18 protein-coding genes are annotated in these 18,109 nt (G+C 67.7%); 4 read left to right on the top strand and 14 right to left on the bottom strand.

All coding sequences use genetic code 11. The features are described 5' to 3' along the window. The coding region (locus E1263_RS18605; RefSeq protein WP_132169011.1) for a MarR family winged helix-turn-helix transcriptional regulator at positions 1–437 on the top strand (437 nt) is incomplete at its 5' end. 79 nt (positions 438–516) lie between these two features. On the opposite strand, the gene E1263_RS18600 is transcribed toward E1263_RS18605, so the two are convergent. The 3 genes from E1263_RS18600 to E1263_RS44060 form a co-directional block, all read right to left on the bottom strand. Further along, positions 517–1,740: a serine hydrolase domain-containing protein gene (locus E1263_RS18600; RefSeq protein WP_132169009.1), complete on the bottom strand. Its 1,224-nt coding sequence runs from the start codon at positions 1,738–1,740 to the stop codon at positions 517–519. A 36-nt stretch (positions 1,741–1,776) separates the two neighbouring features. Continuing rightward, positions 1,777–2,433 carry a DUF4097 family beta strand repeat-containing protein gene (locus E1263_RS18595; RefSeq protein ID WP_132169007.1) on the bottom strand — a complete coding sequence of 219 codons (657 nt, stop codon included), beginning with the start codon at positions 2,431–2,433 and terminating at the stop codon, positions 1,777–1,779. Positions 2,434–2,534: 101 nt separating this feature from the next. After that, positions 2,535–2,660, bottom strand: a complete 126-nt coding sequence (locus E1263_RS44060; protein ID WP_272949674.1) for a hypothetical protein — start codon at positions 2,658–2,660, stop codon at positions 2,535–2,537. A 93-nt stretch (positions 2,661–2,753) separates the two neighbouring features. Here E1263_RS44060 and recC point away from each other — a divergent pair, with 93 nt between their 5' ends. The 3 genes from recC to recD are packed head-to-tail and all read left to right on the top strand — an operon-like array spanning position 2,754 to position 11,127. Further along, positions 2,754–6,065 carry an exodeoxyribonuclease V subunit gamma gene (recC, locus tag E1263_RS18590; protein ID WP_132169005.1) on the top strand — a complete coding sequence of 1,104 codons (3,312 nt, stop codon included), beginning with the start codon at positions 2,754–2,756 and terminating at the stop codon, positions 6,063–6,065. Further along, positions 6,065–9,361, top strand: coding sequence for a UvrD-helicase domain-containing protein (locus E1263_RS18585; RefSeq protein ID WP_132169003.1), 3,297 nt, complete (start codon positions 6,065–6,067; stop codon positions 9,359–9,361). Before recC ends, E1263_RS18585 begins: the two co-directional genes overlap by 1 nt. Continuing rightward, on the top strand, positions 9,358–11,127 hold the full coding sequence (gene recD / locus E1263_RS18580; RefSeq protein WP_132169001.1) for an exodeoxyribonuclease V subunit alpha: 1,770 nt from the start codon (positions 9,358–9,360) through the stop codon (positions 11,125–11,127). Before E1263_RS18585 ends, recD begins: the two co-directional genes overlap by 4 nt. On the opposite strand, the gene E1263_RS18575 is transcribed toward recD, so the two are convergent. From E1263_RS18575 to E1263_RS18530, 11 genes are all read right to left on the bottom strand, one after another. Beyond that, positions 11,124–11,528 (bottom strand): DUF1761 domain-containing protein, encoded by a 405-nt coding sequence (locus E1263_RS18575; RefSeq protein WP_132168999.1) that lies wholly within the window; start codon positions 11,526–11,528, stop codon positions 11,124–11,126. The genes recD and E1263_RS18575 overlap by 4 nt on opposite strands. Positions 11,529–11,568: 40 nt before the next feature. Beyond that, positions 11,569–11,994 (bottom strand): VOC family protein, encoded by a 426-nt coding sequence (locus E1263_RS18570; protein WP_132168997.1) that lies wholly within the window; start codon positions 11,992–11,994, stop codon positions 11,569–11,571. A gap of 20 nt (positions 11,995–12,014) precedes the next feature. Then, complete coding sequence (locus tag E1263_RS42775; RefSeq protein WP_165956675.1) at positions 12,015–12,161, bottom strand: hypothetical protein; 147 nt, start codon at positions 12,159–12,161, stop codon at positions 12,015–12,017. Positions 12,162–12,175: 14 nt separating this feature from the next. After that, positions 12,176–12,871, bottom strand: a complete 696-nt coding sequence (locus tag E1263_RS18565) for a DUF2461 domain-containing protein (RefSeq protein ID WP_132168995.1) — start codon at positions 12,869–12,871, stop codon at positions 12,176–12,178. Further along, on the bottom strand, positions 12,861–13,250 hold the full coding sequence (locus E1263_RS18560; RefSeq protein WP_202868951.1) for a TfoX/Sxy family protein: 390 nt from the start codon (positions 13,248–13,250) through the stop codon (positions 12,861–12,863). Before E1263_RS18560 ends, E1263_RS18565 begins: the two co-directional genes overlap by 11 nt. A gap of 29 nt (positions 13,251–13,279) precedes the next feature. After that, positions 13,280–14,737: an MFS transporter gene (locus tag E1263_RS18555; protein WP_132168993.1), complete on the bottom strand. Its 1,458-nt coding sequence runs from the start codon at positions 14,735–14,737 to the stop codon at positions 13,280–13,282. A 250-nt stretch (positions 14,738–14,987) separates the two neighbouring features. Beyond that, positions 14,988–15,320: a YciI family protein gene (locus tag E1263_RS18550; RefSeq protein ID WP_132168991.1), complete on the bottom strand. Its 333-nt coding sequence runs from the start codon at positions 15,318–15,320 to the stop codon at positions 14,988–14,990. Between the two features lie 14 nt (positions 15,321–15,334). Next, positions 15,335–16,117 (bottom strand): class I SAM-dependent methyltransferase, encoded by a 783-nt coding sequence (locus tag E1263_RS18545; RefSeq protein WP_132168989.1) that lies wholly within the window; start codon positions 16,115–16,117, stop codon positions 15,335–15,337. 28 nt (positions 16,118–16,145) lie between these two features. Beyond that, positions 16,146–16,475, bottom strand: coding sequence for an SCP2 sterol-binding domain-containing protein (locus E1263_RS18540; protein WP_132168987.1), 330 nt, complete (start codon positions 16,473–16,475; stop codon positions 16,146–16,148). Between the two features lie 105 nt (positions 16,476–16,580). Continuing rightward, complete coding sequence (locus tag E1263_RS18535; protein WP_132168985.1) at positions 16,581–16,865, bottom strand: 4Fe-4S dicluster domain-containing protein; 285 nt, start codon at positions 16,863–16,865, stop codon at positions 16,581–16,583. Next, positions 16,865–18,109: an NAD(P)/FAD-dependent oxidoreductase gene (locus E1263_RS18530; protein ID WP_132168983.1), complete on the bottom strand. Its 1,245-nt coding sequence runs from the start codon at positions 18,107–18,109 to the stop codon at positions 16,865–16,867. Before E1263_RS18530 ends, E1263_RS18535 begins: the two co-directional genes overlap by 1 nt.

Here is an 18,109-nt window from a genome sequence, read left to right as displayed (position 1 = left end):
TCGTCACCCCGCTCTGGCGCCTGGCCAAGCTCTTCGCCGACGACCGCCGCCGCGTTCTCGCCGACCTCGGCATCGACTCGGCCACCCTCGACCTCCTGAGCGTCCTCCGCCGCGCCGGCTCCCCCTACGAACTCACCACCCGCGAACTAGCCCGCCGCACCCTGGTCACCGCCGGCGCCATCTCCCAACGCGTCACCCGAGCCGAAGACGCCGGCCTGGTCACCCGGACCCCAGCCCCCGGCACCACCCGCGCCGTCCTCATCACCCTGACCCCTGCCGGCCACGCCCTGATCGAACGCAGCGTCGACCAGGTCCTCACCCGCGAATCCGAACTAGTCGCCTCGCTGTCTCCCCAAGCCCGAACCCACTTGGCCACCGCCCTGCAGCAACTCCTGAACGACGTCACCACCCAGATCGCAGAGGCCAGGGACAGCTAGCGGCTAGCACCTGCGGCATGACTCGACCTGATGGCTCCAGGTAAAGATCGAGGCGTGCGGTTTCCGGGCTGTGCTTTCGTCAGTCGATCGCCTGGTACAGGGTGGTCCAGAAGTCGAGCGTCAGCTGCGTGGCGCTCGGCACAGTCGCCCCGACCTGGGTCAGCAGTACGCCGACCAGGTCGTTGACCGGGTCGGCGTACGTCGACGTACCGCTGCCGCCGTCCCAGCCGAACTGCCCGACTGGGGCGTAGTCGCCGCGGTACGTGCGCACCGCCATCCCGAGGCCCCAGCCGCCGTGCTGGCCCTGGCCGAACGAGATGTGCACGTTGCCGCGAGCCAAGGCCTCCCGAGCGACCTGCTGCTCCGCAGTGAGGCGGTTCGTGGTCATCAGCGCCGCTGCCGGCTTGGAAAGAATCCGCTCGCCCTGGTGGACGCCGTGGTTGAGCAGCATCCGGAAGTAGGCGTGGTAGTCGTCCGCGGTGGAGTTGAGACCGCCACCGCCTCCCGCAAACGCCGGAGGCTTGCTGTGACGGCCCCCCTCGGCCTCGTCCCACACGTGGAACTCTCCAGTGGCCGGGTCCGGCGCGTACATCGGGGGCAGGCGGTGCAACTGGTCGCCGGGCACCCAGAACCCGGTGTCCTTCATCCCCAGCGGGCCGAAGACGCGCTCCTGCAAGAATTCGTCGTACGGCTGCCCGGTGACCCGGGACACCAGCACCCCGACCAGGTCGCTGCTGATCTGGTACTGCCAGCGCTCACCGGGCTGGTTCATGAGCGGCAAGGTGCCGAGGCGGCGCACCCACTCGTCCGGCTCCGGCATGGGGACCGGGAGGTTCGGTGTGATGCCCTGCTCGAACAGGGCGGCCATGATCGGCGTACCGATCATCGTCATGTCCATGCCGAGGCCGAACGTCGAGGTGAGCACGTCCCGGACGGTGATGGGCCGCTTGGCCGGCACGGTGTCGTCGACCTCGCTGGTGATCTGCCGCAGCACCTGTCGGTCGGCGAGTTCGGGCAGCCACTGCTCGACGGTGTCGTCGAGCCGCAGCCGGCACTCGTCGAGCAGGACCATGGCCGCGGCGATTGAGACGGGCTTGGAGGTCGAGGCCATCCGGAAGATGGTGTCCCGCTGCACCGCCGGTCCCCCGTCGTGGCGCATCGAGCCGATGGTCTCCACGTGCGGCTCGCCGCCGCCCCGGCTGACCAGGGCGACCACGCCCGGGATCTTGCCGGAGTCGACGTGGCGGGCGAGGACGTCGTGCCGCCGGCGCAGACCGGTCGTGGAGAAGCCGGTGGTGGTCATGGTGGTGTGCTCCTTCTGTTGTGCTTCGGTAGAGGTTCAGAGGCCGGCGGCGGTGATGTCGCCGACCGAGGTGGTGGCCTTGATGTTCAGGTCAGCGTTGCCGCTGTTCTTGAGCGAGTTGCTGATCCGGCCGATCGCGGTCCCGGCGTCCAGGGTGGCCGAGGTGCCGGCGGCGATCTCGATCGCGCCGGCGTCGGTACGCAGGACGACGTCGCCGCGGGTGGCCTCGGCGATCCGGATGTCGCCGGCGATGGTGCGGATCTCGGCCGGACCGTGCAGACGGCCGATCGCGATGTCACCAGCAGAAGTAGTGAGCTTGGCGCTCGCGACGTCCTCGAGGTCGATCGCGCCGTGCGAGCTCTCGACGGTGAAGTCGCCGTACCGGCCGACGGCCTTGAGCTGGACGCTCGCCGCCTTGACCTCGACCGCCGAGCCGGTGGGCAGCTGAACGCTGACCGCGACGGAGCCGGACGGGCCGAAGTACTGGTTCTTGGCCTTGACCTGCACCGTGAGGACCCCGTCGGCGTAGCCGACCTGAGCCTCCTCGGCGGCGCTGACGTCGCGCTTCTTCGACGGGTCGGCCGGCTTGACCTCGACCGTGGCCTCGGTCTGCTCGGCTGCGACCAGCTGGATGGCGCCGGCCGGGAGGTCGAGGACTGCGGTGATGGGCTCAGAGGTGGTGAAGGTCGTCATCGTGGTGCCTTTCGTGGTTTCTGTTCGGTTGATGGCATTACCTTGGCGAGCGGTCCTGACACTGGCCCGCCATCGTGCTGACACCGCTGACACGAGAGCTGTCAGCAGCCGAGCCGGTCGGTCACCACGGCCGCCACGCGGTCGAGGTCCCGCCGCATCCGCACGCGCAGACCGAGCTCGACGATGCCGTCGGCGAACCCTCGGTGCTCGGGGACCACCCGGTGCACTCGGTGGGTGATGCGCGTGCCGTCAGGGCACCGGCCGACGATCTGAAGCCCGGTAAAGCTGGTTGCGGGGCAGGCTCGTGAAATGCTGCATCGGTGACTCTGTATCTCCATCGCGCTGAGCGAACCGACCTGCTCGCTGACGCGTTGGGTGACGTGCTTGCCGTGCCGCTGGCCGACCCGTTTGCCGAAGAGTTGGTGGTGGTCCCGGCGAAGGGTGTTGAGCGGTGGCTTTCGCAGCGGCTTTCTCATCGGTTGGGGTCTGCGCCGGGGCGGGGTGACGGGGTGTGTGCCGGGGTGCGGTTTGCGACGCCGCGCTCGCTGGTGGCGACGGTTCTTGGGCTGGCGGAGGATGATCCCTGGGCGGCCGATGCGATGGTTTGGCCGCTGCTTGCTGTGCTCGATGGCTCCCTCGACGAGCGCTGGTGTGCGCCCGTTGCGCGACACCTCGGGCATTTCGAATCCGGCGCTGAGGCAGAGCTTCGACAGGGACGCCGGTACGCCGTTGCCGCGCGACTGGCGCGTCTCTTTGCGGCGTACGCCGTACAGCGGCCTACGGTTTTGGCTGATTGGAGCCGGGGTGAGGACACCGACGGTCGCGGGGTTCGAGTCGATGCCGATCTGAGCTGGCAGCCTGAGTTGTGGCGGCGCCTCGCTGACCGGATCGATGCACCGACGCCGGCCGTTCGCCACGCCGCGACTCTGGGCCAGCTGCGCGATCGGCCAGACTCATTTGACTTGCCGGCGCGACTCTCGCTGTTCGGGCACACGCGGCTTCCGGTCACCGAGATCGAGGTGCTGTCGGGGCTGGCTGAGCACCGCGACGTGCACCTCTGGCTCCCCCACCCCAGCAACGTGCTCTGGGAACGCTTGGCCGCTGCGGGCATTAGCGTGGACGACCGCGCTTCTGACACGAGTCATCAAGAGGCCGAGCATCCGCTCCTGGCCACGCTCGGGCGGGACAGCCGAGAGCTGCAGCTGTCTCTCGCCGTTGCAGCGGCGACCGATCGCCATCTTCCGTCGCCTCCGGCGCCGGCCACTCTTCTCGGCTGGTTGCAGCACGATCTGCGCAGCAACACCGTCGCGTCCGCGGGCAGGCAGCTGGCCGCCGACGACCGCAGCGTGCGGGTGCACGCGTGCCACGGTGCCGCGCGGCAGGTCGACGTACTGCGGGAAGTGTTGTTGGGGATGCTCGATGCCGACCGCACGCTGGAGCCCCGCGACATTCTGGTGATGTGTCCCGACATCGAGACGTATGCGCCCTTGATCAGCGCTCGGTTCGGCCTCGGCGACCTCCGCACCGACGGCCACCCGGCGCATCGGTTGCGGGTCCAGTTGGCTGACCGGTCACTCATCCAGACCAATCCCCTGCTCGGCGTTGCCTCGCAACTGCTCGATGTCGCGGGCAGCCGGGCGACCGCCAGCCAGTTGCTCGACCTCGCCCAGACCGAGCCCGTACGGCGTCGCTTCCGGTTCACCGATGATGACTTGGACACGATCACCGGGTGGGTCCGTGAGTCGGGCGTGCGGTGGGCATTCGACCAGGACCACCGAGCGCCGTACGGGCTGGCCGCGTATCCGCAGAACACCTGGCGCTTCGGCATCGACCGGGTCCTGGCCGGCGTGACGATGTCCGCCGACTCCCATGCCTGGATCAACACGACGCTGCCGCTCGATGATGTCGGCAGCACCCGGATCGAGTTGGCCGGCCGGTTCGCGGAGTTCGTCGATCGGTTGCAGGCGGCAACCAAACGGCTCGAAGGAACGCGCCCGCTGGCGGACTGGCTCGATGCGTTGCGGGCAGGGATCGATCAGCTGACGCGGGTCGTTCCCGACGACAACTGGCAACTCAGCCAGGTGCACCGCGAGTTCGCCGATGTGACCGCCGACGCCGGAGCGCTGGCAGAGACACCGTTGCGGCTTCCCGATGTTCGAGAGCTCCTCTCCAGCCACCTGGCTGGACGTCCGAGCCGTGCAAGCTTCCGGACCGGCACACTGACCGTCTGCACGATGGTGCCGATGCGATCGGTCCCCCACCGGGTGGTCTGTCTGCTCGGTCTCGACGACGGTGTCTTTCCGCGGTTCGGTCTGGCCGACGGGGACGACCTTCTGGCCAGGACTCCGATCACGGGCGAGCGTGATGTCCGCAGCGAGGACCGCCAACTGCTGCTCGATGCGATCCTTGCGACGACCGAGTCGCTGGTGATCACCTACACCGGCGCCAACGAATACTCCGGGCAGCGGCGACCTCCCGCCGTACCGCTGGGTGAGCTCCTCGATGTCCTCGATCGCACCACCGAGGCGACCGTCCGGGATGCAGTGCTGATCAAGCATCCGCTCCAGCCCTTCGACCGCAAGAACCTCGAAGCCGGCCGGCTCGGTACGGCGGGACCTTTCACGTACGACCCGACCGCCCTGGTCGCGGCACGCGCTGCCGCCGGATCCCGTCCGGACCGACCGGAGTTCCTGGCCGGACAGCTGGACGTGGACCGTGAAGAGGACATCTCCCTGGCTGATCTCCTGGCGTTCTTCCGGCACCCGGTGAAGGGATACTTCCGGGCGCTCGACCTGACGCTGCCGTGGGAGGTCGACGGCATCTCGGACGAGATGCCGGTGGAGATCGACAACCTGCAGAAGTGGTCGGTCGGCGACCGGCTGCTCCGCGACATGCTGGCAGGAGTCAACCCGAACGACGCCCTGCAAGCAGAGTGGCGACGAGGCGCCTTGCCGCCGGGACGACTCGGCTGGCGAACCGCGACCGCCGTACGGGACGAAGCCAAAACGGTGGCGATCAGTGCGCATCCGCACCGGCAGGTCACGCCCCGGGCCTTCGATCTGGACGTCGATCTCGGCGGCGGCCGACGGCTCACCGGGACCGTGCCGAGCGTGCACGGCCATCGTTTGGTCTCGGTCGGCTTCTCGCGGCTCGATGCCAAACAGTTGTTGTCCTGCTGGATTCAGCTGCTCGCCCTGTCCGCCAACGACGACGACCACAACTGGACGGCATTGGCCATCGGTCGCGGCCGGAACACACCGGCCAGCCGGTTGTTCGGTCCGATCGGCCCAGAAGCGCGCGGCATGCTGGTCGACCTCACTGCGATCTACGACGCCGGCCGACGCGAGCCGCTTCCGCTTCCGCTGAAGACTTCGTTCGCTTGGCACGAGGCACGCCGTACGGGCGACGATCCGGCCACCTACGCCGAGCGACGCTGGCGCCCGGCCAACTACGACGGCGAGAACGCGGATCCTGCGCACGTCCGGGTCTGGGGCCCGTACAGCAGGCTCGACGACCTGCTGGAGCCGCCGCGGCCCGGCGAGGAACACCCGGGCGAGACAACCCGGCTTGGGGCGTACGCCGCCCGGCTCTGGGAACCGATGCTTCGCTACGAGCAGGGAGCACCCCGGTGATGGAACCCTTCGATCTTCTCGGTGAGCTCCCGACCGGAACCGTCGTACTGGAGGCGAGCGCCGGCACGGGTAAGACCTATGCGCTGGCTGGGCTGGTCACCCGTTTCGTGGCCGAGGGCCGCGCCCGGCTCGACCAGATGCTGCTGATCACCTTCGGTCGCGCAGCCAGTCAGGAACTACGCGAACGCGTGCGCTCGCAGCTCCTCGAAGCCGAGCTCGCGATGGCCGATCCGGCTAGCTGGGAGGCCGACGACGGTCTCCTCGGTCACCTCGTTAAGGGCAGCGCCGAAGAGATCGCGGAGCGGCATCTGCGTCTTCGCGATGCGCTGGCCAATTTCGACGCCGCAACCATCGCCACTACACATCAGTTCTGCCAGCTGGTACTGCGATCGCTCGGCGTCGCGGGTGATACCGACGCGGGCGTGACCTTGGTCGACGACCTGGGCGAACTCGTCACCGAGGTGGTGGACGACCTCTACCTGGGTTTGTTCGGGAACCTGGCGGAGCAACCGCCGATCACGCGGGCCACCGCACTCGAGATCGCGCTGAAGGCAGTCGCCAACCCACACACCAAACTCGTTCCGGACAAGTACGCCGAGGGTTCGCCGGAAGGCGTCCGGATCGAATTCGCGCACGCCGTACTGGCTGAGATGGAGCGTCGCAAGCGCCGCCTCGGCATCCTCGGGTACGACGATCTGCTGACCCGGCTCGCGGCTGCGCTCGCGGATCCCGACGCCCCGGCGCGCCAGCAGATGCAGCGTCGGTGGTCGGTGGTGATGGTCGACGAGTTCCAGGACACCGATCCGGTGCAGTGGAAGGTGATCGACGCAGCCTTCAACGGGCCTAGCACGTTGGTGCTGATCGGCGATCCCAAACAAGCCATCTACGCCTTCCGTGGTGGAGACATCGCGACCTACCTCGCCGCCGCGGCCACGGCCGGTCAGCGGCGAACCCTCGATACCAACTGGCGCAGCGACCAGCCGCTGGTCGACTGTCTCCAGGTCGTCCTGGGCGGCGCTCAACTCGGCCACCAAGACATCGTCGTGCATCCGGTGGCCGCCCATCACCAGGGCGGCCGGCTCGTTGGAGCACCGTCGGACGCGCCGTTCCGGCTGCGGGTCGCACGCCGGGAGCAGTTCGGCTCGGCTCGGCGCAAAAGCATTCCGATGGACCAGCTCCGCGACCACATCGCTCGCGATCTGGCGGCCGACATCGGCCGCCTGCTGACTGCTGGAGCGACGTACGCCGGGCAACCGGTGCGCGCCGGCGATGTCGCGGTGATTGTCGAGACACACAAGGATGCGCGCGTCTGCCGCGAGGAATTGGCCCGGGCCGGGATCCCCGCTGTCTACTCGGGTGACCTCGACATCTTCGCGTCGCAGGCGGCCCAGGACTGGCTCTGTCTGCTCGAGGCGTTCGACCAACCGCACCGCTCTGGCCTGGTCCGGGCCGCCGCGACCACGATGTTCTTCGGCGAAACGGCGGCCAGCCTGCGGGTTGGTGGCGAAGAGCTCACCGACCGGACCGGGCAGACGCTGCGGGCCTGGGCGGACCGACTGCGGACCAGTGGTGTCGCGGCGGTCTTCGAGGCTGCGCAAGCGCACGGGATGACCGAGCGAGTCCTGGGCTGGCGAGGTGGCGAGCGGGATATGACCGACCTCGCGCACCTGGCCGAATTGCTCCACGACACTGCGCATCGCGAGGGCTTCAGACTGCCTGCCCTCCTCGACTGGTTGCGTGAAGAGTGCACCGGCCACGGACGCACGGCCGAGCGAACACGACGACTCGACAGCGACGCGGCCGCCGTACAGATCATGACTGTGTGGGTCAGCAAGGGCCTGCAGTATCCAGTCGTGTATCTGCCGTTCGGCTTCACGCGCCATGTGGTCGAGGAGACTGAGCTCCTGGTCTTCCATCAGGACGGCGAGCGGCGTCTCGACCTCGGCGGCAAGAAGCACCGCGGTCATCGCGCGAATCAGAAGCTCTGGCGTGCTGAGGAGGCCGGCGACGACATCCGCCTCACCTATGTCGCGTTGACCCGTGCCCAGTCCCAGGTCGTGGCCTGGTGGGCGCCGTCCTGGGACGAGATCAACGGTGGCATCTCGCGGCTGCTGCGCGGCCGCAAGCAGGGCGAAGCGATTGTGCCCGACACCCTCGACAGGTCCTCGTCAGACGACGAAGTACTGATCTGGTTGCGGCGCTGGCAGCAGGCCGGTGGGCCAGTGGTCGAGGAATCCATCATCGCCGAGCACGCCGAACCTGTACCCGAGGAACTTCCCGGTGGGCTCGCGGCCGGAGTCTTCTCCCGCGAAGTCGACCTCACCTGGCGGCGTACGTCGTACTCGGGGTTGATCCGGGCGGCCGACCAGCAGGTGGGCGGTGTCGCCAGCGAGCATGAAGAGAGTCAGCTGGAGGACGAGTCCGTCGATCCGATCTCGGCGCCTGAGGCGGCGCCGATCGATGCGCTGCCGTCTCCGATGGATGGGCTCCCGGCGGGAGCCACCTTCGGGTCACTCGTGCATGCTGTGCTTGAAGAGGCGGATCCGCAGGCGCCTGACTTGCTGGCCGAGCTGACCGCAAAGGTCCGCGAGCAGTTGCGATTCTGGCGGGTCGACGTGACCGCCGACGTGCTGGCCACCGCGATGCTGCCGATGCACACCACACCCCTCGGCCCGCTGGTTCCCGGGCTGACCCTCGGCGAGTTGGGTCGCGCTGACCGGCTCCGCGAACTCGACTTCGAGATCCCGCTGGCCGGCGGCGACGAAGCTGTCCCGGCCGATGTCCGGCTGGAACAGCTGGCGCCACTGCTGCGCACCCATCTGCCGGCCGGCGATCCGCTGCTCCCGTACGCCGATCGGCTCGAACAGCCGCTGCTAGGTCGGCAGAGCCTGCGCGGTTACCTCACCGGCTCGATCGACGTCGTACTGCGGGTTCCGCACGGTTCGGAGCATCGTTTCGTCGTGGTCGACTACAAGACCAACCGGCTCGGCGATCCCGAGCAGCCTGCGACCTCTTCGGAGTACCTTCCGGAGCAGCTGGGTGCCGCGATGCTGCACTCCGACTATCCCTTGCAGGCAATGCTTTACTCGGTGGTCCTGCACAGGTACCTCCGGTGGCGGCTGCCGGGCTACGACCCCGACGTCCACCTCGGCGGAGTGATCTACCTCTACCTGCGCGGAATGTGCGGACCACAGACGCCGGTCGTGGACGGGCACCCGGCAGGGGTGTTCAGCTGGCCGATGCCGACGGCGCTCGTACTGGCTCTGTCCGAACTGCTCGACGGGAGCACACCATGACGGCGACAGTCGACGAGTTCGACTCGGCCCTTGCGCTTGCCGCGACCGGGGTCCTGCGCGATTTCAACACGGCCGGCGTGATCGTGGCCGCCGACGTCCACGTCGCATCCCGGCTCACGACGATGCTTGCTGAGAGCAACGAATCCGTGGCGCTCGCCTGTGCTTTGGTGGCACGCGCCGTTCGCGCCGGATCCGTCTGCCTCGACCTGACCGAGGTTCGTGACGAGGTCGGTGACGACGGCGCCGAGCTCGCCTGGCCGGCCCTGGACGAGTGGCTCGCGGCGGTGACGGCCAGCCCGTTGCTCGGCGCCCCACATCCGCTCCGGCTTGAAGGCACTCGTCTGTACTTCGACCGGTACTGGCGAGAGGAGGAGCAAGTCGATCAGATCCTTCGCCGCCGGGCCGGTCGCCCCGCACCAACCATTGCCAGCGACAGAGCTCTGACCGCAGGACTCGACCGCCTCTTCCCCGGTCAGGACTACATCGAGCAGCGGACAGCGGCCGAGACAGCCGCCCGGCAGTGGACGACCGTCCTGACCGGCGGCCCGGGGACCGGCAAAACCACAACGGTGGCGGGCCTCCTGGCCCTTCTCGCAGAACAGGCAGAGCTGGCCGGCGATCGCCTCCCGCGGATAGCTCTCACCGCCCCAACCGGTAAGGCAGCGGGCCGCCTCGAAGAAGCCGTACGGCGCGAGATGGCGGAGCGCCTCACCGCGGAGGACCGGGACCGGCTCGGCGAATTCCAGGCCCGGACCCTGCACATGCTGCTCGGTCGCCGTCCCGATTCGTCGACCCGGTTCCGCCACGACCGGGACAACCGGCTACCGCACGACATCGTCATCGTCGACGAGACCTCCATGGTCTCCCTGACGATGATGGCGCGGCTCCTCGATGCGGTCCGGCCCGAGGCTCACCTGGTGCTGGTCGGCGACCCCGACCAATTGGCCTCGATCGAAGCAGGCGCCGTACTGGCTGATCTTGTCGAAGGACTGGTCGCCGGCGGGCACATCGAAGCAGCCGAGCTTCGGACTTCACACCGGTTCGGTGGCGAGATCGGCAAGGTGGCCTTGGCCATTCGGGACGGCGAGCCGGGGGTCGTCCTCGACGTCCTCCGCGACGGCGGTGACCGCGTGCACTTCGTCGAGGACGACGATCCTCTCGAGACTCTCCGTACGGCGATCCTCCCCGACGTACTGGCGATCCGGGCCGCGGCGGAGGCCGGCGACACCGACGCGGCGCTCGCCGCACTGGACCGTCACCGCCTCCTCTGCGCGCACCGCGAAGGTCCGTGGGGAGTCAGCCACTGGAATCGAACCGTCGAGCGCTGGATCACCGAAGAGACCGACGACCCACTCTGGGACACCTGGTACGTCGGCCGACCGGTACTGGTGACCGCGAACGACTACGCCCTCGGCATCTACAACGGAGACGTCGGCGTCACGATCCGACGCCCTGACGGCTCGCTGCGAGTCTGCATCGACAGCTCCCGCGGCCGGCTCGACCTCGCCCCCACCAGACTCGGCAACATCGAAACTCTGCACGCCATGACCATCCACAAGGCCCAAGGCAGCCAGGCCACCGAAGTCACCGTCCTGATGCCGGGCGAAGAGTCCCGCCTCCTCACCCGGGAGCTCTTCTACACCGCAGTCACCCGCGCCCAGGACCGCGTCCGAGTCGTCGGCACCGAAGCCGCCATCCGCTCAGCCCTGAGCCGCCGGGCTCTCCGCGCAACCGGCCTCCGCCAACGCCTGGCCGAGGCCCCTTAGAGCACGCCGATGGTCAAGGCCATGCCCAGGAACAGGACCAGCTGGTAGGCGCAGTTCATCAGGGTGAGCTTTGCCGGTTTCAGCTCGAAGGCGTTGTGCTGCAGGAGAGTGGAGGCCGAGAAGGTCAGCCAGACGGCGACGCCGACCAGGAGCGCGAGCCAGACGGAGTCGTCGTCGGTGGCCGACGCCGCGACGCCGATGCCGATGGTCAGGCCGGCGGCTGTCACGGCGTTGGCGACCAGGAGTTGGGTCAGGTTCTTCTTGCTGGCCTGTTTGGATTCTTCGGGGCGGATACCGGTCAGCTTCCACCAGGCGGCCAGGAAGAATTTGCCGTACCACAAGCGAGCGACGACCATGCCTACGACCAGTGCGGGCACGACGGCCAGCCAGTTGATGTTCACGACGGGTACAACGAGCTGAAGGCGTCCCCGGTACGGCGAATCAGTCCATTCCGAGGCGTTCCTGGATCAGGCGGAAGTGCGGGTGGACGTCGAAGCACTGGATGAAGTTGCCTTCGGGATCCTGCGCGCCGAAGGTGAACCCCTTGCCCATGTCGAAGACCTCGGTCCGGATCGGGATGTCCCCGCGCGCCTTCCAGAGCTCGTAGTACTCGGCCGCGCTGTCGACCTCGAAGCCGATCATCACACCGCCGCTCTGGTCGGGGATGTGGGCGACGGTCGGCCGCTCCGCCTTCTCGCGGGCGTTGAACAGGGCGATGCTGGACATGCGCTTCTTGGAGCGCAGCCAGGAGAAGTGGTCACCGCGGGAGAACTCCTCGACCACCTCGAAGTGGAGCATCTCGCAGTAGAAGGCCCTGGTCCGTTCCATGTCGTAGGTCAGGAAGGTGACCAGATCAAGATGGGTCATGACAGCTTTCCGCCAATCGTCTAAGGGTGGTTGGCCCAAGGATTGATAGAGGTTGCAGGCAGTACTCCGTACAGCAGGTTGAGCAGGAGGGCATAGCCGAGCACGTAGACACCCAGCAGCGCGAGGCAGATCAGCACTGCCCGGAACCTCTGGAGGCCGGACTTCATGGCAGGTCGCCTGGTCAGCCGCGCGGGCGGCGTACTGGGATCGTGCTCTCCCCCACGTGCTCGATGATCCAGTTGGTCAGTGGGGCGGCCCCACTCCAGACTTCCCGGACCTTGTCGGCCGCACCGGCCTTGTGCATCCACGCCGCCTGCTCGAATTCCTTCACGACGACGGCGCCCTTCCACCGCAGGACTTCTTCCCGCGGGTGGTCCTTCGGATAGCCGGACGGGGTTCGCTTGAGCGGATCCTGGCGGCCCGGGCCGACTGTCAGTCCCTTGCCGGCCAGCCGCTTGCGCAGCTTGTCGAAGTCGGCTCCGCTGGCAGCGTTGTCGATCGCAGACCGGAACCGCTCCAGCTGATCGCTGGCCATCACCATCGAGCCACAGGCCAGCCGGATGGCGCCGGACTCGATCCGCAGGAAGTACCCGATGCCGCCGACCGCCCGCTCGCTGGTCGTGACGCCAACCCAGGTCTTGTACGGCGACTTGTCCTTGGAGAACCGGACGTCGCGGTTCGGCCGGAACGTGCGCAGTGGACCGAACTGCGGCTCGAGCTCGGCCATCAGCGCCTCGACCGGCTCGTGCACCTCGGACTCCCAGGTCGCCTTGTTGGCATCCCAGTAGGACTTGGAGTTGTCCTTCTCCAGCCCCGCCAGGAACGTGAACAGGGCCTTGGGGAAACCGCCGAACTTCGTCGCCGCCTCAGTCGCCACTACCCGTCACCTTCTCGTTGTAGTCAAGGGCTTCCTCGAGCCAGGACCCCAGTACCTTGTCGGATTCGACCCGGTCGGCCTCGACGACGATCCAGCCCTTGCTCATCTTCTTGCCGCGCATCGAGGGCCAGTCGGCTCCCGGCTTGGTCAGCAGGTCCTCGACCCGGTCGGGGTCACACCGGATCATCAGGTCGCCGTGGGTGTTCGCGGTGGCGGTCATCTTGTCGTTGACCATGAAGGTCAGACCGCCGAACATCTTCACTTCCCGCACCGACAGCCCGGCAAAGACATCCCGGATGCGGTCGGCGAGATCCCGGTCGTACGCCATTGCAGTGGTCCTTTCGTCGGGGGCGGTGACTTCGGCTGCTACCGCAGCCACCGCCCCTTGTTCACCTTGTCGTCAGGATGTCACCGCGCGGCCTGGTTGGCTCCGGGTGCGGCCGCTGCCGCGCCGGGAGCTTGCCCAGGACCGGGCAGCCGGCCGCGGACCATCGTGGCCGCCGCGACGACGAAGGCGAGGATCGTGGCACCCGAGCAGATGTAGAACACCGTGTGGAAGGCATCCACCAGGGCACCCGGGCCACCCGCGCCCGGACCATCCGTCTGACTGGCGACGATCGTGCCCAGTACGGCGGCCCCAGCCGTGAAGCCGGTGATCCGGGTGGTGTTGATCATCGACGAGCCGAGCCCGGCGCGCTGTGGCGGCGTCGACGCCATCACTGCCAGGGTCAGCGGAGCGAACATGCAGCCGATCCCGACACCGACCAGAGCCAGCTTCCACCAGACACTGCCGAAGCTGGAGGTGGGCTCGATCGTCGACAGCAGGAAGAAGCCGGCCGTCGCCACCAGAGCGCCCACCATGATCGGGATGCGCGGACCCTTCTTCGCCGCGATCCGGCTGGCCGGCGGCGACAGGAAGAAGATGCCCAGGGTCAGCGGCAGCAGCCGCAGACCCGTCGACAGCGCGTCATGCTGCTGCACAGCCTGGAAGTACTGCGCCATGAAGAACATGACACCGACGATCACGAACCCGAGCAGGGACGCGATCAGGCAGGCCGTGGCGAACGTGCGATTGCGGAACAGCTCCAGCGGAAGCAACGGCTCCTTGCTGCGCAGCTCCACAGCCAGGAACCCGCCGAGCAGGACGACCGCGCCACCGAGCAGGGCCAGGATCTCCGGCGAGCCCCAGCCCTTCCGCCCGGCCTCGATCAGACCGAGCACCAGGCAGAACAAACCACCCGCGGCCAGGACCTGGCCCGGCAGGTCGATGCCACGTGCGGACGGGTTCTTGGAGTCGATCAGGCGCGGCACGCCGAGCAGCAGCGCGATGATGCCGATCGGCACGTTCAGCAGGAAGATCGCCTGCCAGTTGAAGGACTCGATCAGAATGCCGCCCAGCAGCGGGCCGAGGGCGATCGACACTCCGGACACCGCGGTCCAGATGCCGATGGCCTTGGCCCGTCCGGCCGGGTCGGTGAAGGTCGAGACGAGCAGTGACAAGCTGCCGGTGCTGATCGCTCCGGCGCCGAGCCCCTGCACGACCCGGCCGGCAATTAGCAGACCGACCGAGGGGGCAAACCCGCACAGGGCGGATCCGAGCACGAACAGGACCAGACCGGCGAGGAAGACCTTCTTCCGGCCCAGCCGGTCGCCGAGGGTTCCGGCGGTCAGCATCAGCGCCGCGAACGGCAGCGTGTAAGCGTCGACGGTCCACTGCAGCTGGGACAGCGCTCCGCCCAGATCCTTCTGGATCTCGTGCAGGGCAACGAAGATGATCGACCCGTCCAGGAGGACCATGAACGATCCCAGACTGGTGACCAGCAAGGTCAGTAAGCCGGTACGTCGTGAGGTGTCGGTGGTGTTCATTTCCAGAGCTCTCCGATTGGGGCAGACGCCCCCACGGTCCGTGGGGGCTGAGTGGTGGGACGGTTCGGACAGCGGGCGGGCGGTCCAGGGTGTTTCTCTTGGTTCCGCGCCGTAGCGAGCATGTGCTCGGTGCGGTGGCTCGGTGTGCTGGAGGGGAGGCCTCGATGCTTTTCCATCGTGGCCTTTCCTCCAGTGCGGCGAGGTGCCGTGCCGAGTGCAGCGCAGTAGGCGGGGAACCAAGAGAAACGCCCTAGCCGGCGACCGGCTCGGGCCGGTGTTCGGGTAACAGGCTGCGGAACTGCGGGGGGACGAGGAAGGGATGGACCTCGACCCGGCTCCACACCTTGTTCAGGATGTAGGGCTCGTTCTCGAGCCACTCGTCGATCTCGGCACGGCTCTCGAAGTCGACGATCAGGACGCCGCCGGCCATCTTTCCGGCGCCGTCGAGAATGCCGCCGCCGAACTTGAACGAGCCGTCCTGCATCATCTTTTCGCCTCCTGCCATGTGGGCCGGGCGGACCAGCATCCGGCGCTCGAAGGTGCCCGGCTCGGTGCCGTCGTACGCGATCACTACGTAGAGCATGGTCTGCGTCCTTCCTAGGCGTCGCTGCGCTGGGCCCACACCGACACGGTCGTCGGCGTGTAGATGACGGTGTCCGAGGGCTGCTCGAGCTGGTCGAACGCGGCCTCGATCTCCTTCTGGCCCATCAGCCCGGCCGTGACGATCATCGGAGCCAGCTTCGCCAGGCTCATCGAGATGGTCGCGATCTCCGGCGTACCGGCCTGGACGGCGGTCAGCTGGCAGTCGGTGCCCAGCACCTTCAACCCGGTACGGCGTACTGCCGGGAGCAGCTTCATTCCGTAACCCGGGTCGGCTCCGCCGAAGTAGAAGAACGTCTCGAGCGCGGCGGCGGCCCGGGTCAGCAGGGGCGACGGCGGATCGACCCGCTGGATACTGCGGATGTCCGCCTCCTCGACCAGGAGGTAGCCGCCCGGCTTGAGGGCCCGGGCGAACTCGCCGATGACCCGCTCGCGATCCGCGAGGTGCATCAGCAGGATCTTGCAGTGCACCAGGTCGTACGTGCCCTCGTCGAGCGGGGTCTCGGAGATGTCCTGGTCGCGCACCTCGAGGTTCGGCGCGGTGATCCCGTCCATCATCCCCGGGTCGATGTCGATGGCATGAACCTTGCCGAAATGGCCCACCCGGTTCGACAGCCAGCGGGCGATCGAGCCGGCTCCGGCGCCGACTTCGGCGCAGGTCCAGCCCTCCTTCACCCCGATCGTCTCGAGGTAGCGGATGGTGGCCGGGTCGGTGAGTTCGGCGATCCGCTCGAGGCGGGCCTTCTCGGGGTCTGTCGTGGCTTCGGTCAACTGTGCCATGGTGCTCAGCTCCTCTGGGTCGTCGCCGTCAGAAACCGGTCCGGAAGAGCTTCGGCACTTTCATCGCGAGCATCATGTCCCCCTTGACCTTCAGCTTCCCGGTCATGAACGCCCGCATGGCGTCTTGGCGGCCCTCGGCGATCGCCATCCAGGTCGCGCCGGTGGTGGTGAAGGTGGTGTCGGGGGCGTCGACGCCGCCCGGGATGAGGCGGCCCTGGCCGTCGGCCATCTCGAAGGCCCAGACTCCCGGGTCCTCATCGGTGATCTTCCATTGCAGCGTCCGGTTCAGACCGGCAGCGGCATCGCTGTCGAACCGGGTCGAGAGGGCCTCGAAGAGTTCTCCGACGGTCATGGTCATGGCCTTGTTTCCTTCCTCCAGGTCGTCACGACCTCAGGGCACACACGGGGCCCTGAGGATGACGGTAGGACCGGTGACTTCCGGCTGGCTTACTCGGCGTGAAAGTTAGTTCGACGCGGTGTTACAGGCCGGGCTCGCGAAGAAGTCGGCGTTCACGGCGGTCGCGTCCGCCCACTCGTCCGGGACCTCGTCCTCGGGGTAGATCGCCTCGACCGGGCAGGCCGGCTCGCAGGCCCCGCAGTCGATGCACTCGGTCGGGTCGATGTACATCTGCTCGTGGTCGGCGAACTCGGACTTGTTCGGGCTGGGGTGGATGGCGTCGGCCGGGCAGGCGTCCCAGCACGCGGTGTCCTTGCTCCCGATACACGCTTGCGTGATCACATAGGTCATCAGACTGCCTCCGCCAATTCGATCTCCTCGGTCAGGCCCATCAGCTGCGACAGGTTCGACGGCGTGAAGAACTCCTCCCAGGGGACGGTGTTCTGGATGACGCCGAAGAACTGGTTGATGGCGTCCTGGTTGCCGCGCATCGCGTTCAGCACGTCCTGGAAGCCGTCCTCGAACGGATCCATCGCGGCATGGTCGACGATGAAGTCGTAGAGCGGCTTGAGCGCCTGGTTGCGCTTGTACTCATAGCTACGCATCGCCGTCTCGATCGGCTTGCGCCCGGAGAAGCCGGCGTCGATCGCCTCCGCGAGCAGATCGGCGTCGCGGAACGCGTCGGTGATCCCCTGCGCGGTGATCGGGTCCTTGTGGACACCTGCATCGCCGACCAGCGCCCAGCCGGGACCGTACGGCCGCCGGAAGAAGTTCGGCCGGCTGCCCGCTCCCTTCAGCTTCTGTACCAACCGTCCGCCTGCGATCCGGCTGCCGAGATCCGGCGCGATCTTGTTCACCGTCGCGAGGTAACTGGCCTGGACGTCGGTCTTGAAGTCGGCGAAGTCCCGCTCGGGCCGCTCGATGAACACCGCGGCTTCGTTGCCGTGGGTCGGAAAGGCGATCACGGTGGACCCGGGCCGGGTGTAGAACTCCAGCCCGGCCAGCTCGACGTTCTCCCAGTACGTGTAGTACCCGAAGGCCTTCGGCGGTACGACGAAGTACTCCGGCGCCTGCACGGTCTCGGCGACGACCGACCGCAGGCCGTCGGCACCGATCACGATCTTTGCGTGCTCGGTGACGGTGATCCCGCTGGGACCACGCCCCCGGACGCCGATCACCCGGTCCCCGTCGGTGAGCACCTCACGAACCGAGAAGCCCTGCCGTACGACGACCCCGGCCGCTGCGGCCGCATCGACGAGCAGCTTGTCGAGCACCGTCCGCTTGGGAGCGTAGATGGCGCCGAACCCGTCCTCGTCGGGGTACGGGAAGCCAGTCAGCGTGAAGTGCCCGTAGCGCGGGAAATCCACGTCCAGCACGATGTTGCGCACCGGCGGGCAGCCGGAGGCCTCGATCTGCCCGATCATGCCCCAGCGCTTCAGGTACGCGCTGCCTTCGACGGTGATCATGTGGGTCGAGACGGTGTCGCTCGGGAAGGTGGCCCGGTCGAGCAACAGCACCCGGTACCCCTTCTTGGCCAGCAGCATTGCGGTCGGGGCGCCGGCAACCCGGGCACCGATCACGATCGCGTCGTACAC

The organism is Kribbella antibiotica, from assembly GCF_004349055.1.
Taxonomy (GTDB): Bacteria; Actinomycetota; Actinomycetes; order Propionibacteriales; family Kribbellaceae; genus Kribbella; species Kribbella antibiotica.
The sequence above is the reverse complement of the archived record's forward strand: the minus strand, read 5'-3'. Positions and strand labels throughout refer to the sequence as shown.